The following is a 14709-nucleotide window of genomic DNA, read 5'->3' on the forward strand; positions in this document are numbered from 1 at the left end:
GCATGACTGCGTCGCTCTTTATCAATCCATACTCGGAACGCGTCGGTAAAAAAGGCTCCCGCCTCGCAACCCATGCCAGCGAGCATGATGCCCGCGTGTTCGACCTTGCCCTGTTCGAGGCTCTGCCAAGTCAGGTCGAGGCCGCGCTGGAAACCTCCGATCTAATCGTTATCGAAGGCGGTGACGGAACTGTTCAATGCGTCATGAGTGAAGTCATGCGGCAAGTTGGCGACAAGCACGACATTCCCGACTTCGCGATCGCCTCGGGCGGTATGACCAATCAAATTGCTAAGATCATTGGCATGAAACGCGTTGGTCGATCCGGCTTAAAGACCTTGCATAAGGACCCAAAGGCGCTTCAGACCCGCCTTATGCGTCTGTCCTGTGACGGCACACCTGATCAGTTTGGCTTCCTATTCTCGACGGGTGCCCTGCCTATGGTCACAGATTATACGAAAAACGAGCTGCACACGCGCGGCATCGGCGGATCGGCCGCTGTGGTTGGCGGCTTGGTCAAAGCCGTGACTGCAGAACGGGACAGTGTCATGCCCGCCACGGACTGTGTGCTCCGGATTAATGGCGAAACACTGGCCGGCCCGCATCTCGGGACCGTTGCCACCACCCTGCCTTCCATCACTATGGGTCTTGATCCATTTTGGGGCGATGAAGAAGGTGATCTACGTCTGACCTATGTCGATGGCAGTTGCACGAAGCTCTACCGACACATCGCGGAGATTTGGGTCGGCTTTAAGGATAAGGATCGAAGACCGGACGGGTTTCATAGCTGGAACACAAGTGAAGCTGAATTCGAATATTCCGGACCCGTCATGATGGACGGCGAGCCCATTAATGTACCGGGCAACGTCTTCCGTTTAAGCGCCAGCCGACCGATTACCATTCGTCGATGAGCGGAGCGGATCAGGACGCGCTTCTGGATCTGATCCAGTCTGAACAGCTAGACCCGCCCGCACGCGTTCAAGCCGTCATGAACGCGATCAGGGACCGACATCCCGACCGCGTCCTCGGCTTTGTCTATTATGGATCCAGCCTGCGCGATCTAGATGATCCAGAGAAGATGTTAGATTTCTACGTGCTGGTCGATAGCTACCGTGCAACCCACGGCACGGGACTTTCAGGCGGGTGGCGATCCCTGACTAACCGCCTCATCCCGCCCGCCGTCTATTATCTAGAACTGAACCAAGAAAACGTTCTATCTACTTGCAAATACTCAATTATTACATTGCGTGAGTTTGAACGACGCTGTGCGGACAGCTTTCTCAGCCAAGTTTGGGGGCGCTTCGCTCAGCCTTGCGCTCTGCTCGGCACATCGGACGCGACGATCGAAGCGCGGATCGTACAGGCCCGCGCCAATGCTGTCTGCAAGCTCGCGAGTGAGACGGCGCCTTTGTTTGAGGAACCCGCCTCAGCTGAAGAATTTTGGGGCCGCGCTTTTTATGAAAGCTACCGCACTGAATTGCGCCCAGAAAGCGACGATGGACGCGCCCGGGAAATCGTGGCTCGCTATCGTGATCGCTATGACGCGGTCAGCCAGACTCTATTTGGCCGTTCCACTGATGGGCGCTTTAATGTTCAAAATTATCCCGGAGCTGGATCATCGTTGCGCTGGTTTCTGCGCCGCCTCGTCGGCAGACCCGTAGCAGCCATCCGTATCCTGAACAGCGCCGCCACATTTGATGGCGGGCTGGATTATGTCTTGCGTAAAGTTGAGCGGCATTCCGGTGTGTCATTGGAAGTGACTGAGGCACAGCGGAAACATCCGGTCCTGTGGTCACCTGTGCTGGGATGGAAATTATGGCGCCGCGGGGCGTTCGGCTAGATTTTATCCACCCGCTATTTTGCGCATCATTTCATTCAAAATCTCACCACTCTGATCTTTCAGAGCACGGAACCGAGACAAAATGGCGTTCACATCCTCTTCCGTGTGAGCGGCCGAGACGGAAATGCGCAGAAGACTGGAGCTTTGCGGCGTTCCCGGCGGAACAGCGAGATTGACATAAACGCCTTCTTTAAGAAGCCAATTCCACTCCATCGCGGCCTGCGCTTCATTGGGTCGACGGATCGCGATGACCGGACTGGCCGGTGCAGCAAGATCAAACCCCATTCGGTTCAACCCATCATGCAGTTGCGCTGCGCGCGCCATGATGTTGGTCCGCAATTCTGGGCGGGACTTGATCGCGTCGAGTGCCGCTTGGGCCGCGCAAATGTTGGACGGGGCCGCTGACGCCGTGAACATATAAGGCCGCATAACTTTGCGAAGCAGTTCGAACTCTGGGTGCCGAGAGGCGCAGAAACCACCGACGGACGCTAAGCTTTTGGAAAATGTACCGGAGTAGAAATCAATCTGATCCAGCACGCCCTGCTCTTCCGCGATCCCAGCGCCCGTTGCGCCAAAGACACCATAACTATGGGCTTCGTCGACATAGAGGTATGCGCCATGACGATGGGCGACTTCGACAAATTCATCGATCGGCGCGATGTCGCCAAACATAGAATAGAGGCCTTCAATGACGACCAGCGCGTGACCGCCCTCTGGAATGGCCTGACGGGCCAAGCGCTTGTCGAGATCGGCCGGATTATTATGGCGGAAGCGAACCGTTGTTGTCCCAGCCAAACGGGTGCCGTCAATGATACAAGCATGCGCATCCGCATCGATGAATATGACATCGTTTGGACCAGCGAGCCCGGCCATCGCTGCCAAGTTAGTTACATATCCAGTCGTGAAAACGATGCAGGACGGCTTGCCAAGATGTTCAGCCAAGTCTCGCTCCAGCTGCTCATGTTCGACATAAGTGCCGTTAGCGATACGTGATCCCGTTGTGCCCGTTCCGTGCCGATCAATCGCGTCCTTTGCGGCCTGGCGCGCCGCTTCATCATAGGTGAGACCTAAATAGTTATTCGTGCCAGCGAGGATGATTTCACGATTTCCAATGCGCCCGCGTGTCGGGCCCATAATATCGTCAAATGTCATATTGAACGGGTCGACCCCGATCCTGTTGACCACATCGACACGCTGCTTGAGCGGATCATATTTGCTAAAAATCGACAGGCCAGGTGTTCCCCCAGCATCCGCTCCGCCAGTACCGCTCATTGTTGCAACAATTCCTGAATAGCGAGGACCAGTTCGCCGACCGTTTTTACGTCACTGATGACTTCCATTGGCACTGAGATATCATAGTGATCCTCGAGTTCCATGATCAGATCGAAAACGGCTGTCGAGTCGACTTCGAGATCAGACATGATGCCCGATGTGCGCAAGATGGGTTTATTTTTGACGTTATACGGCTTGAGCAGCTCGCATATCTTGTCGAAAATTTGCTGGTCTTTAGGCATGAGGCCCCTTTCAACGATCGTCGCGCCGTTACCAAGCCGATTGCCGGGCGTCCAGCTATCGGATCAGCCTCTTAAAAGAAAGAGAGCGGCGGGAGCCTGCTCTAAGCCTGCACAGCCCGAAGCTGTGTCGCTGCCTGCAGGTCGATGATCCCACCATCCAGATATTTCTGCTTCACCCGCGCCCGCGAAAGCTTGCCGGATGAAGTGATAATCATTGTCGATTTCGGCACCAGCATCAGCTGAACAGGCACACCCACTTCCAAGCGAATGGCCGCGGAAACCGCTGTTTCAATTTCTGTCAGAAGCCTAGGGTCCCGGGTCCGGCATTCCAGCAGGAGCATAATGGTTTTCTGATCGCCCGCACCACCGACGGAGAAGGCGCAAGCGCGGCCACAGCGATGCGGCGCGGCGGCCTGTGCTGCCCATTCAATGTCTTGCGGCCAAATATTGCGACCATGATAAAGGATGAGATCCTTATAGCGTCCCGTCACGATCAACTGGCCGTCATGCCAATAACCGAGATCGCCCGTATCGAGCCAGCCATCCTTGGAAAAGGCGGCTTCTGTCGCTTGGCTATTGCGGAAATAGCCCGGTGAAAGCGATGGCCCCTTTAGACAGATGCGGCCGACATGGTCCTCGCCCAGAACTTTATTGTCAGCGTCGCGAATTTCGACTTCGTGGTCTGGCAACCTCACACCGCAAGCGACAAAAGTGCGCGTATCTTCTGCGGGCGTCAGATCTGTGGCCGTCACAGCCGTTGAGGTCATTTCATAACGGCGCATATCGATTGTGTGTTTAAGCAGACCCTGGCCGCGCGGCGCGAAGGTCGCGGCCAGCGTCGTTTCCGCCATGCCGTAAGACGGCGTAAACGCACTTTCTTCAAAGCCCATTGGGCCAAACAGTTCGGAAAATTCGGTCAGAGGTTCTGGCCGCACCATATCACCGCCAATGCCGGCCGCGCGCCAAGATGACAAATCAAGTTCGCGATCTCCGCGCCAACGCCGCACACAGAGCTCGTAGCCAAAGGTCGGTGAATAGGACAGCGTCCCCTTATTGTCGGAAATGAGCTGCAACCACGTCATTGGGCGGCGGGTAAAGTCGGTCGGGTCCATGAAGTCGACTGAGAGTTGCGCCATCATCGGTGCAATCATGCAGCCGATCAGACCCATATCATGATAAAGCGGCAACCAAGATGTTGCGCGATCGGTTTCGTTGACCTGAAGGCCATATTTCGTGATGCCGTGACAGTTGGCCGACACGGATGACTGCGTGCCGAGAATGCCCTTTGGCGACGATGTGGACCCAGACGAATACTGGATGTAGCAAAGATCGTCAGCACCAAACGGCCGCAAATCATCACCGGCAGGCAAAGCATTGACGTCATCAAATGTGAGCACGGGTGTGGCCGTGTCATTGAGCGCGGAGCTCATGATCGGTTCCATGGACGCAGGTGCGAACAGAGCGAAAAAGTCGCCTGTGTCCGCCATACGTTCCAACTGACGTTCATAAGACGACCGGCCGCCAAGCGTCACAGGCAGTGGCAGCGGAGCAGGAACCAGGCCCGCATATTGGCAAGCAAAGAATAAAATGGCGAAATCAGGCGTCGAAACAGCCGCCAAACCGATGCGAGAATCCTTCGGGGCAAAACCGACAAGACGCTTTGCCATGTCAATCGACTGCGTTCGAAGATCCGCATAACTCAGACTAGTGACAAGACGGCCCTTACCGTCAAAGTAATTGAACCCCGTATCCCCCGTCGCGGCATAGTCCAACGCCTCTGTCAGAGTCGGGAAATCGCCGTGGCGTAGTGGGATATTGCGAGCGGTAGGCGTCGGCTCGGTCATAAAAATCTCTCTTAGACAAGCTCTCAGCTCTGTCGGCGAACGAAAATGGAAGTGGAATGGTTATGGGCTAAGCCCGGGACCGGCAATAGTTCTCCCCCTCCAGCCGTTCCAAGTAGGTTAGCATAACCGATATAAACGATTTTTCACGTCGTCTTTCGGTTTGTAACACAGTTGTGACATCTTTCGCACTCAACTATTGCTGAACAGTAACGATCCTGAACATCATTTCGATGCATGCTAGGTGCTTGATTTCCAAGATTGCGGCGTTAAAGACCGCGCCTTCGTAAGACGATGGTCTTTCGGGCGATTAGCTCAGCGGGAGAGCACTGCCTTCACACGGCAGGGGTCACTGGTTCAATCCCAGTATCGCCCACCATTGTTTCGAGCGCGTCTTCGGATCATACGTTACAAATGAGATCATGAGGTCTTCCCCATAGCTAGACCCTATTTTTTACCGCAATCTAGCCCGTTATATTGCTCGGATAGAGCGTTAGACTTTTGAATCGCCTCCATCATCGCCGTACAACTGGCAATCGCCGCTGTAGGGTCAAGCTCAAGCTGTCCGGCTAAATTATCTGAAGCCATTGTTTGGGACACCCGCACGCATTTTGACCGATCATTGCGATAAGCCTCAATGGCGTCACGCGTCGCTTTCGTGCCCCGCCACAAGCTCTTAGAAGCCGACTGATCTAAGGGTGCTTCCCTCATGGATTCTTGTCGGGAATTAAATGACGCCAGATGGGCGTTATATTCATCCACATCGGTAGTGACCTCATCCGCCAATGGTTTATAAATAGCAAGTTTGGCACTGCCTCGTCTCCCAAGTGCAGCACGGGCTTCATCATCCGTACTGGAATCAAACGACGCCTGAAGCTTCTTTAGTTCACCTTCCAGAACTGCCAAACTCTCTTTCTTTGCGTCTAATCGAGCCCGCTCTTCTGCGAGAGTTTTTTCCTCTGCATGCAGAGGGGCCCACCGCCGCGTCTGCACCGCATGTTCTTGGTCTTGCGCTGCATTGTACCTTGCTTTCCAAGTCTGCAAAACTTGCCCGTAAAACGCTGTCGTCAAACGCTCCTGCTGCTTTACGTTCTGGATGCTTTGCCTATGCGCAGCGAGCAATGCCGGGCACTGATCCACATCCTCTGACTGACTATCTTGATCCTCCGCCTGAACGTCCTGAGAAATTTGCGTCAAAGCTCTGGCCATAATCGCCGACAGCTTTTGACGTTGTAAACGTGCTTCTTGGCGAATGAGGGGGCGAACATACTCATCAACAAAGCGTTCCATGTAGCGAGCTTTGCTATTCTTCACCTGATTATAGAGGAAGTAATTGAACATTTCGCGCTCGGTCGGCACTTTGCCTCGCGCTGAAACCCACCGCGATGCCCACCCCGGCAACAACATTTGCGTCATCGCTGCATCGTCAGAAATCCATTGCCTAAACATCTGATCTTCGCGGGCCCGCATATCATCATAGATGACGCTAATCTGCGCACCAAACTGCTCATTATTCCGCAGATAAGTAATCATATAGCTAGGGATATAGGGGTCACGCCCTGTGGGCTGCGCGTAGAGTATCTCTATGAAGTTTTGATAGGCTTTGGTGTCATTCAGGCCATCAATCCACATCTGTTCAGCAGCCTTAATTCCCTCAGCCGCTTTTTTCATCACGGCAATATATTGCCCAAGTCCAGGCATATAAGACGCTATGAACAATTCCCCGCCCGCCTTGCTAGCATAATCAATATCGCCCGAACTGGCCGCTTCAATGATCTTCATCATTTCCAAACCATCGGACGGTTTAACTTTATCCTTGCCAAACACTGCATCGAACGAGGATTGAAAATATCGATCTGACGTTGATTTTAAGTCCTTCTCATTTTTTTCCGCATCCTTTTTTGCTGTCTCCCATTGGGTCACTAAATCGGGGTTTGTTTGACCTAACTGAGCAATCAGCGCGTCCCAATCACTTTGTGCGCGCGCCGGAAAAGCAGCCAATAGACCAGAGACAATCAAAAAAAACACAATCAGAATTAGCCGCATATCAAACTGTAAACACCCATCTAAAGACATGTGCAAGCACGATGAAACGGGTCACTGGTTCAATCCCAATATCGTCCTCCATCGGTTTTATACAAATTTTGCTGCTTGTATGACGGTCTAGCGCGGCCTCGCCGTTCCATATAGGGCGGCCCAATATTGACCGATCTTTTTGGCACTATCGAGGTAGCGCTGCCCGTTTGCAGACTGCACGTTCGGCCCGTCTGGACTATCAACGTCAAGCACGAGGGTTGGACAGTTCCAGCGACCGTCGCCGAGCCGCTCCACGAGGCCGGGGCGTGGATGCACGACGGGTTGATAGACGACATTGAGCGTCTCTCGTATCGCCGGGTAATAGGCCAATAGGCCCCATATCTCGGCACATTCTGGGCAATACTGCCGTTCGCCGCGATCTGCAAATCCCGGCGGCAATAGATAAAGCGTGTCGCGGTTCACCCTGGATCCTGTTCGAGATTTTTGAGTACAAAGCCTTCCAGAGTAGGAAAGCGCTTCACAAGCTCCTCAAACTCGACATAACTAAAGGACAGTTTCGACTTGAAACAGTTCCCGAAGCCGCCTTCGAGTTCGATTGTGGCGTCCAGCACCCCATTTTCTGATTTGGGCGTCCAGAGGTCCGACCCATACATTCCATACAGAAAGCAATGAATACCGGCGACGGATTCGCCGGGTTGCATCATCGGTTTGTAATCGAATGGGTCTGGTCCGGGCTTCATCACCGGCAACCGCTGGGCTCCGGCATGTGACAGCTCGATTTCAGGCTGCGGTATATCGTAAAGCGGTGATGTTGCGGGTCGGAGGTTTCGAAGGCGGATACGCAGTTGTGTGTCGGAAATAGATGTAGGTCGGCGACCATGATTGGATCGGCCCAAATTCCCGACGACAATGTAACGCCGAATAGGCTCTGCCCGGCTGGTATCAATCAGTTCCGACCACCACATCCAGTCCCCGTCATAAACAGGTTCAACTCGAACGTCCGGCCGATCCGCTCGAAAATTCTGAAACACGGAAAGGCCGTTGACCAAACTCATAATGCCGATCGCGGCAATGAGAATGGGTTGCCAGTCTAATCCTTCAAGCATGTCTATTCCCCACTAGTTGCTTAGTAAATACGGTCGCAATTTTTCAATCATCGGTTTCGGCGCGCGCCGCGGTCGACCATCAAGATCGATACAGGCCGCTTCGCTATGAGCCGTCAGAATGATGTCTCCATCGCGTTCAATGCGCTGACTGACCATCAGTCGCGCACCTTTGAAAATGTCGTATGTCGTCACCACTGAAAGGACATCGTCGATCTTGGCACTACTGCGATAATCCAGCGTAATTTTCCGAATGACGAAGGCCAAGGGCGGGTCACGGTCGAGCAATTCGGCGTGGCCGATCCCGGCAAGCCGGAAGAAAGATGATCTCGCCCGTTCCAGAAATCGTAAATAATTAGCGTAGTAGACAACGCCCGAAAAATCAGTGTCCTCATAAAAAACTCGGATTGGGTAGCGATGCTCCCGACCGTCGAAATAGCCCAGCGGTGGCCGATCCCGGTCCGGAATGGCGGCGTCTTCGGCCTTCATGACTTGGGCCCTTCCCGCTTGGCCTTATGGTCATTGTAGAGACCGTAAAGCGAGAAAACGACCAAGCTGATCAAGAACACATTCAGCAAATCACCCCCGTCGATAGGCGGGGTCTGACTGACCAATAAAGCTGGTAAGGACCGGATCGAAGCATAGAGAATGACCATCGCTACGGCGGGTGCCACGGTCCGTCGCAGAAAGCCGGGCGGTCGGGTGTCTTGTTCGGGATCAGGCACTCTCGCCTCCATCCGATCTTTCATCCTCAAACATATCGCCCGTCGGAACCACCGTCGGCGCGGGTAAGCCGATGTGAGCGTAAGCACGCGGCGTGGCGACGCGGCCCCGCGGTGTTCGCATAAGAAAACCCTGTTGGATCAGATAAGGCTCGACCACATCTTCCAGCGCGTCGCGCGCTTCGGCCAAAGCGGCCCCCATCGTATCTACGCCGACCGGACCACCACCAAACATCTCACACAGCGCCCGAAGGTAGCGCATGTCCTGACTGTCGAGACCAAGATGATCGACGCCCAGTTTCTTGAGCGCGGCATCGGCCGCAACCGCGTCGACCAATCTAATACCGTCATGCTCGGTCAGGTCGCGAACCCGGCGCAAAAGCCGCCCGGCGACGCGCGGGGTTCCCCTGGCCCGTCCGGCAATCTCTGCAGCTCCATCATCCGTCATCGCCAGACCGAGTTTCCCCGCCGCACGGGTGACAATATCCGTCAGATCTTCTTTGGAATAAAACTCCAGCCGCACCGGAATACCAAATCGGTCGCGAAGCGGCGTTGCTAAGAGCCCCGCACGGGTTGTCGCGCCGATGAGCGTGAAGGGCGACAGGTCGATCTTGATCGAACGCGCAGCTGGGCCCTCCCCGATGATCAGATCCAGCTCATAATCTTCCATCGCTGGATAGAGCACTTCTTCCACGACCGGATTCAGGCGGTGAATTTCGTCGATAAAGAGGACGTCGTTCGGTTCCAAATTCGTCAAGAGCGCCGCCAGATCACCCGCCTTGGAAATGATCGGTCCGGATGTGGCGCGAAAATTCACGCCAAGTTCGCGCGCCACGATCTGGCTGAGTGTCGTTTTGCCAAGACCCGGCGGTCCCGACAACAATAAATGGTCAAGCGGTTCGCCGCGCCTTCGCGCGGCTTCGACATAGACTTTCAGATTGGCGATGGTCTTTTGCTGCCCGCGAAAATCGACAAAGGTCAACGGACGTAACGCCCGGTCGCGCACATCCCCGGGATGGGTGTCTGAAGATGTCAGGCGGTCCTCCATTAGGAGCCAAGCCGTTTCAGGGCAGACCGCACCAAGTCATCCAAGGCGGGATCATCTTCGAATGTCTGATAGGCTTCCGCCACGGCACGAAGCGCGTCGCTCTGCCCAATGCCCAAATTAGCCAGCGCACTAATGGCGTCATTGCGTAGGCGCATGTCGGACAGGCCTTCATTACGGGTCGCGCCGCCCACCACGTCTGAGGTGGGAGCCGTAAAGGCTGAGGTAAACCCGCGGCCCAGCGGCGGCGGTTTACCGGACAGTTCTGTCGCAATTCGCGTCGCCAGTTTTGGCCCGACCCCAGACGCGCGGGAAAACGCGGCCTTATCCTCTAATGCAGCGGCGCTCATCACGTCGCCGGGCGTCAATATGTCGAGTATTGAGAGAGCGGCTTTCGGACCCACGCCCTGGACTGCCTGCAAACGCTCAAACCAAGCGCGTTCTTCCTCGCTGACAAAGCCGAACAGGGTGATCGACTGCTCACGCACATGAGTTTCGATGTGCAGACGCACGGGCTCGCCTTCGCTCATCTCACGCAAAGTGCGCACGCCACAGCGCACAAGATAGCCAACGCCGCCGCAATCGACGATCGCTTCGCCCGTGCCTGCCATAAGGCAAGTGCCGGAAATCATGCCTATCATGCACCCACGTCCTGTCCGATTCGTTGTGCACAACTAGCACAGAGGCAGACCGAGGCGGATAGGATGATTCAGGAATATAGTCCCACGCGCGCACGCGTCTGGTTATCTCCCTCTTAACCATGATTGGGATAAATGAAGCGCGGGAGACCCGACCATGAACGATGTCATGACATTCAAAGCAACCCTCCTGTTCACGGTAGGGATGGTGAGCGCCTCGGCGATCTCAGGGTGTGCGGCGACAAACCACGCAGGTCGTTACGCCAACGCTGGATGTGACCCGATCGCCTGTGCGCCGGCCGTCCCTGTATCGCAGTCACGCTACGGCGCTCCTGTCGCTCAAGACTGCTGCTTCGCCCCTCCACCCATTATGTATGTCGACAGGATCAAGACCGTTCAGGTCGACAAACCCGTCTATGTTGACCGCGAGAAAATCGTCGAAGTCGAAAAACCCGTCTATATCGAAAAAGAAGTCTTTATCGAGGTTCCAGCCGAGCCCGTGACCTGCTGCACCTATCCGGCAACGCCTATCCCAGCGCAGCCCCACTATCCCAAACGCAAATAAGGCCCGCGATCAGCGATAATGGTTCGCGTGAGTGACGGCGATGGCAAGCGCATCGGCTGCATCCCCCGCCTCCACATTCGCCCCCGGCAAGAGCAAGTTCATCATATGAGCGACCTGTGCCTTGTCCGCCGCGCCCGTTCCGACGACCGATTTTTTGACCAGCCGCGCCGCATATTCCCCAACGATCAGACCGGATTGCGTAGCAGCCAAAATACAGGCTGCGCGAGCCTGTCCCAGCTTTAACGCGCTCATCGCATTATCTTTCATGAAGGCCTCTTCCACACCTGCTTCGGACGGCGAATGGGCCTCAATCGCGTCCTGAGCCGCGACAAAGAGAAATGAGAGCCGACTGGCAAGCGGTTCTTTGCGCGGTGGCTTGATCACGCCATGCGCCACATGACGCATCTTATTGCCCAGGACATCAATGACACCCCAGCCGCATGAGACGAGCGAAGGGTCAAACCCAATGATGCGGCGCGGCTGTGACATGTGTTGGACTTAGAGGGGGGCTAAAGCCCCGACAATCAAAACCGTCCCATTACTTGCCATCTTCCTGCCCAATGAGGCCATGGTGAGCCCGTCTGCCCCAGACTTTCCCGACCACTGGCCAAAACTGGCCGCATCTTGACCTGAAGACATCCACTCACCCGGTCATCTTTCCCCCAAGAGGAGGATCGGGTTTCGCCGGGGGCGAGCGTCGGTGCGGATGATCTCTCTCCGTCCGCACCGGCTTTTCCCCGCTATCCCCAGCACTTATCCAGAGTGCAAATGTATAAATCGAGTTCCTGCTTTGTGCTGTGATATGCTTCCCCGACTCGTGACACAAAGGCGCAATGGCCCACACACTCGACATACCCGATTATGATTCCGCCAATGACGGAATGATGGATGGATTCGAGGCGGAGCTCGACACGACACCCCATAGCATGGAGGCCGAACAGGCACTGCTGGGCGCCCTGCTCTACGATAATGAAATCTATCACCGGGTTAGCTCGATCGTCGAAGCGAAGCACTTCTACAATCCGGTTCACGTCAACATGTATCGGGCGATGGCGAGCCTGATCGAGCATGGCAAACTCGCCGACGCAATCGTGCTCAAGAACCGATTTAGCCAAGACGATGCGCTATCCGACATTGGCGGCGTCGAATATCTGGCCCTCCTGCTGGAACAAGCGCCGCCCGGCTCGACCGCGCCGGAATATGCCAAGCTCATCTTTGACATGGCGATGCGGCGCGAACTGATCCGTCTTGGGGACACGATGAAAGAGACCGCCAAGGATCAGAATAGCGACGACGATGCATCGGCGCAGATCCAGCAAGCCGAAATGCAGCTCTATAACCTTGCGGAAATTGGCGGCACGCAAACGGGCTTCGTCTCATTCGAAGACGCGCTAATCGACTCCATTGAAATGGCGACAGCTGCCTATCAACGAAAGGGACAGCTTTCCGGCATCTCGTCAGGCTTGGACGAATTAGATCGTCTGTTGGGCGGCTTGCATAAATCCGATTTGGTGATCCTCGCCGGACGTCCATCAATGGGGAAATCCTCTCTGGCGCTGAATATCGCCTTCCATGTCGCCAAACAGCACAAGGTGGAGCGCGATGAAAACGGTGTCGAGAAGACGACGAATGGCGGCGTCGTCGGTGTCTACTCATTGGAAATGAGCAGCGAACAGCTCGCCACGCGCTTGCTCGCGGAACACAGCCAAGTCCCTTCCCACCGTATCCGGCGCGGCGAAATCAACCCGGAGCAATATGAACATTTGCGAGATGCTGCTGACGAGATCAGCCGTATCCCACTGCATATTGATGACACAGGTGGCCTGTCCATCGGCGCCATGGCGGCCCGCGCGCGGCGGCTGAAACGGATGAAAGGTCTCGACCTGATCGTGGTCGACTATCTGCAGCTTCTGACCGGTGGCGCGATGATGAATAGTTCGACCAACCGGGTGCAAGAGGTCACAATGATTACTCAAGGTCTCAAGGCCTTAGCGAAAGAACTTAATGTACCCGTTCTCGCCCTCGCTCAGTTGTCTCGCCAAGTTGAGCAGCGAGATGACAAGCGTCCGCAGCTCTCAGACTTGCGCGAATCTGGTTCCATTGAACAGGATGCCGACGTCGTCATGTTCATCTATCGCGACGAATATTACCTCGCCCGCGAACAACCCGACGACGATGACCCGGAAGCCGTGATGAAGTGGCAGGCGAAAATGGATAATGCGGTCGGCAAGGCCGAAGTCCTGATCCAGAAACAACGTCACGGCCCCATCGGCTCCGTTATGCTCAGCTTCCAGCCAGAACTCACCAAGTTCGGTAATCTGGCGCAGGGCGAAAGCGACTATTCCGAGTACTAATAATATTCAGGGCACTGCTAAATACAGAAGGAAGGTCTCGTAGGGAACTGAACATCTACTCTGCATGAAGTCATTCGAACTATTTCGCCCTATAGCTGAGCATATGTTCGACTTGTTCCAAGCCATCAATTGATACAGGATCGCCTGGAGATGAAACATACAATCTACCTCGTGAAATAAACTCTCCGTCAAAATCAAAAAGGGCATATTCAGGCCCCACAACCTGATCCATTTTAAAGAGAGACCGGTCAGATTCCTTTTTTGATAAATCCGTCAAATATATGATGAGGTTTTCTTGGACCAGTTTTCGAGTGTTCTGAAATCTAAAAAAGCTATTTGCCGCATCCTCAATTTGGACACTAGAACCTGAATTGGGGTCGTGGCTGATTATCAGCAGCAATTTTGAATGATAATGCGCTTCTGACATTGCAAATTGGTAATCGTCGTATGAGTTTTCTTGGAGCCAGTCGTAGCCCTCAACTCTAGACATCTCATCATTAACAGGCCCGTCAGGAACACTAGAATCGTTCTTAATCAAAGCCTCTTCAGTAGTCTGCTTTATTGTTTCGCTTTGAATAGTAGATAGAACGATATCAGCGGCTTTATTTCCCTCAGCGATTTTTAGTTTAAGTGAAGTAATTTCGACTTCTCCATTGAGACGAACCTTCTCAATGTCTTGGTCAGCTTTATCATCGGCTTTGCGTTTATGCTTTCGAGCTGGTTCCATAAGTAGTCCCAATCCAGCTTTAAGGTAAGGCAGCACAATGGTTAGCATTAAACCCAATACAATCGGATAAACCACTAACGTAAGCAAACTCGTTCGATCTTCGAAAAGTTGAATTCGAGTTAATGCTGATCCATTTTGAGCGAAGAGAATAAAGATTGGCTTCCAGTTAAACGCAACAAACGAAAAAACATAAGGGAAGAACACTGGGCTGTGAAACTTTGCACTTAGGGAACTTGTTAAATCATCTAATGTCACATCTCAGCCATTGTAATTGCTAATTTTCGGGCAAGTGTGCTCTTTGGAAGCCTACAAAGCAAATGACACCT

The 14709-nt window shown here is 54.2% G+C and carries 16 protein-coding genes and 1 tRNA gene; 5 read left to right on the forward strand and 12 right to left on the reverse strand.

Translation table 11 applies throughout. The annotated features are described in order from the left end of the window. Window positions 1-2 precede the first annotated feature (2 nt). Complete coding sequence (locus QQL54_RS07745) at window positions 3-908, forward strand: diacylglycerol kinase family protein (protein ID WP_284389309.1); 906 nt, start codon at window positions 3-5, stop codon at window positions 906-908. After that, window positions 905-1837 (forward strand): hypothetical protein, encoded by a 933-nt coding sequence (locus QQL54_RS07750; RefSeq protein ID WP_284389310.1) that lies wholly within the window; start codon window positions 905-907, stop codon window positions 1835-1837. Before QQL54_RS07745 ends, QQL54_RS07750 begins: the two co-directional genes overlap by 4 nt. Before the next feature lie 3 nt (window positions 1838-1840). Here QQL54_RS07750 and spt read toward each other — a convergent pair whose 3' ends face one another. From spt to QQL54_RS07765, 3 genes are all read right to left on the reverse strand, one after another. Next, window positions 1841-3109 carry a serine palmitoyltransferase gene (gene spt / locus QQL54_RS07755; RefSeq protein WP_284389311.1) on the reverse strand — a complete coding sequence of 423 codons (1269 nt, stop codon included), beginning with the start codon at window positions 3107-3109 and terminating at the stop codon, window positions 1841-1843. Continuing rightward, window positions 3106-3351, reverse strand: a complete 246-nt coding sequence (locus QQL54_RS07760) for an acyl carrier protein (protein WP_284389312.1) — start codon at window positions 3349-3351, stop codon at window positions 3106-3108. The genes spt and QQL54_RS07760 overlap by 4 nt, the downstream gene beginning before the upstream one ends. Before the next feature lie 101 nt (window positions 3352-3452). Continuing rightward, a complete protein-coding gene (locus QQL54_RS07765; protein WP_284389313.1) occupies window positions 3453-5195 on the reverse strand; it encodes a fatty acyl-AMP ligase in 1743 nt (580 codons plus the stop codon). 301 nt (window positions 5196-5496) lie between these two features. Between QQL54_RS07765 and QQL54_RS07770 the strand changes: the two genes are divergently transcribed. Continuing rightward, window positions 5497-5571: transfer RNA gene (locus tag QQL54_RS07770), tRNA-Val, on the forward strand. A gap of 68 nt (window positions 5572-5639) precedes the next feature. Here the strand turns inward: QQL54_RS07770 and QQL54_RS07775 are convergent. The 7 genes from QQL54_RS07775 to ruvA form a co-directional block, all read right to left on the reverse strand. After that, complete coding sequence (locus QQL54_RS07775) at window positions 5640-7238, reverse strand: hypothetical protein (protein WP_284389314.1); 1599 nt, start codon at window positions 7236-7238, stop codon at window positions 5640-5642. A 117-nt stretch (window positions 7239-7355) separates the two neighbouring features. Further along, window positions 7356-7691, reverse strand: a complete 336-nt coding sequence (locus QQL54_RS07780; RefSeq protein WP_284389315.1) for a DUF3088 family protein — start codon at window positions 7689-7691, stop codon at window positions 7356-7358. After that, window positions 7688-8335: a hypothetical protein gene (locus tag QQL54_RS07785; RefSeq protein WP_284389316.1), complete on the reverse strand. Its 648-nt coding sequence runs from the start codon at window positions 8333-8335 to the stop codon at window positions 7688-7690. Before QQL54_RS07785 ends, QQL54_RS07780 begins: the two co-directional genes overlap by 4 nt. Before the next feature lie 12 nt (window positions 8336-8347). After that, window positions 8348-8821: a YbgC/FadM family acyl-CoA thioesterase gene (locus QQL54_RS07790; protein WP_284389317.1), complete on the reverse strand. Its 474-nt coding sequence runs from the start codon at window positions 8819-8821 to the stop codon at window positions 8348-8350. After that, window positions 8818-9057: a hypothetical protein gene (locus QQL54_RS07795; protein WP_284389318.1), complete on the reverse strand. Its 240-nt coding sequence runs from the start codon at window positions 9055-9057 to the stop codon at window positions 8818-8820. Before QQL54_RS07795 ends, QQL54_RS07790 begins: the two co-directional genes overlap by 4 nt. Beyond that, window positions 9050-10102 carry a Holliday junction branch migration DNA helicase RuvB gene (ruvB, locus tag QQL54_RS07800; protein WP_284389319.1) on the reverse strand — a complete coding sequence of 351 codons (1053 nt, stop codon included), beginning with the start codon at window positions 10100-10102 and terminating at the stop codon, window positions 9050-9052. The genes QQL54_RS07795 and ruvB overlap by 8 nt, the downstream gene beginning before the upstream one ends. After that, window positions 10102-10740 carry a Holliday junction branch migration protein RuvA gene (gene ruvA, locus QQL54_RS07805; protein ID WP_284389320.1) on the reverse strand — a complete coding sequence of 213 codons (639 nt, stop codon included), beginning with the start codon at window positions 10738-10740 and terminating at the stop codon, window positions 10102-10104. The genes ruvB and ruvA overlap by 1 nt, the downstream gene beginning before the upstream one ends. Window positions 10741-10894: 154 nt before the next feature. On the opposite strand from ruvA, the gene QQL54_RS07810 reads away from it, so the two are divergent. Continuing rightward, window positions 10895-11302: a hypothetical protein gene (locus tag QQL54_RS07810; protein WP_284389321.1), complete on the forward strand. Its 408-nt coding sequence runs from the start codon at window positions 10895-10897 to the stop codon at window positions 11300-11302. A 9-nt stretch (window positions 11303-11311) separates the two neighbouring features. Here the strand turns inward: QQL54_RS07810 and ruvC are convergent, their stop codons facing one another. After that, window positions 11312-11791 carry a crossover junction endodeoxyribonuclease RuvC gene (gene ruvC / locus QQL54_RS07815; protein ID WP_284389324.1) on the reverse strand — a complete coding sequence of 160 codons (480 nt, stop codon included), beginning with the start codon at window positions 11789-11791 and terminating at the stop codon, window positions 11312-11314. 344 nt (window positions 11792-12135) lie between these two features. Between ruvC and QQL54_RS07820 the strand changes: the two genes are divergently transcribed. Further along, window positions 12136-13656 (forward strand): replicative DNA helicase, encoded by a 1521-nt coding sequence (locus QQL54_RS07820; protein ID WP_284389326.1) that lies wholly within the window; start codon window positions 12136-12138, stop codon window positions 13654-13656. Window positions 13657-13735: 79 nt separating this feature from the next. Here the strand turns inward: QQL54_RS07820 and QQL54_RS07825 are convergent, their stop codons facing one another. Then, on the reverse strand, window positions 13736-14638 hold the full coding sequence (locus tag QQL54_RS07825) for a hypothetical protein (RefSeq protein WP_284389328.1): 903 nt from the start codon (window positions 14636-14638) through the stop codon (window positions 13736-13738). Window positions 14639-14709 lie beyond the last annotated feature (71 nt).

The organism is Algimonas ampicilliniresistens, from assembly GCF_030159955.1.
Lineage (GTDB): Bacteria > Pseudomonadota > Alphaproteobacteria > Caulobacterales > Maricaulaceae > Litorimonas > Litorimonas ampicilliniresistens.

Bases quoted from the DNA above. Each gene is read 5' to 3' on its own strand.
- QQL54_RS07820 (WP_284389326.1), top strand. From the start codon at position 12,136: ATGGCCCACACACTCGACATACCCGATTATGATTCCGCCAATGACGGA.
- QQL54_RS07760 (WP_284389312.1), bottom strand. From the start codon at position 3,351: ATGCCTAAAGACCAGCAAATTTTCGACAAGATATGCGAGCTGCTCAAG.
- QQL54_RS07810 (WP_284389321.1), top strand. From the start codon at position 10,895: ATGAACGATGTCATGACATTCAAAGCAACCCTCCTGTTCACGGTAGGG.
- QQL54_RS07745 (WP_284389309.1), top strand. From the start codon at position 3: ATGACTGCGTCGCTCTTTATCAATCCATACTCGGAACGCGTCGGTAAA.
- ruvC (WP_284389324.1), bottom strand. From the start codon at position 11,791: ATGTCACAGCCGCGCCGCATCATTGGGTTTGACCCTTCGCTCGTCTCA.
- QQL54_RS07790 (WP_284389317.1), bottom strand. From the start codon at position 8,821: ATGAAGGCCGAAGACGCCGCCATTCCGGACCGGGATCGGCCACCGCTG.
- spt (WP_284389311.1), bottom strand. From the start codon at position 3,109: ATGAGCGGTACTGGCGGAGCGGATGCTGGGGGAACACCTGGCCTGTCG.
- ruvA (WP_284389320.1), bottom strand. From the start codon at position 10,740: ATGATAGGCATGATTTCCGGCACTTGCCTTATGGCAGGCACGGGCGAA.
- ruvB (WP_284389319.1), bottom strand. From the start codon at position 10,102: ATGGAGGACCGCCTGACATCTTCAGACACCCATCCCGGGGATGTGCGC.
- QQL54_RS07750 (WP_284389310.1), top strand. From the start codon at position 905: ATGAGCGGAGCGGATCAGGACGCGCTTCTGGATCTGATCCAGTCTGAA.
- QQL54_RS07775 (WP_284389314.1), bottom strand. From the start codon at position 7,238: ATGCGGCTAATTCTGATTGTGTTTTTTTTGATTGTCTCTGGTCTATTG.
- QQL54_RS07785 (WP_284389316.1), bottom strand. From the start codon at position 8,335: ATGCTTGAAGGATTAGACTGGCAACCCATTCTCATTGCCGCGATCGGC.
- QQL54_RS07765 (WP_284389313.1), bottom strand. From the start codon at position 5,195: ATGACCGAGCCGACGCCTACCGCTCGCAATATCCCACTACGCCACGGC.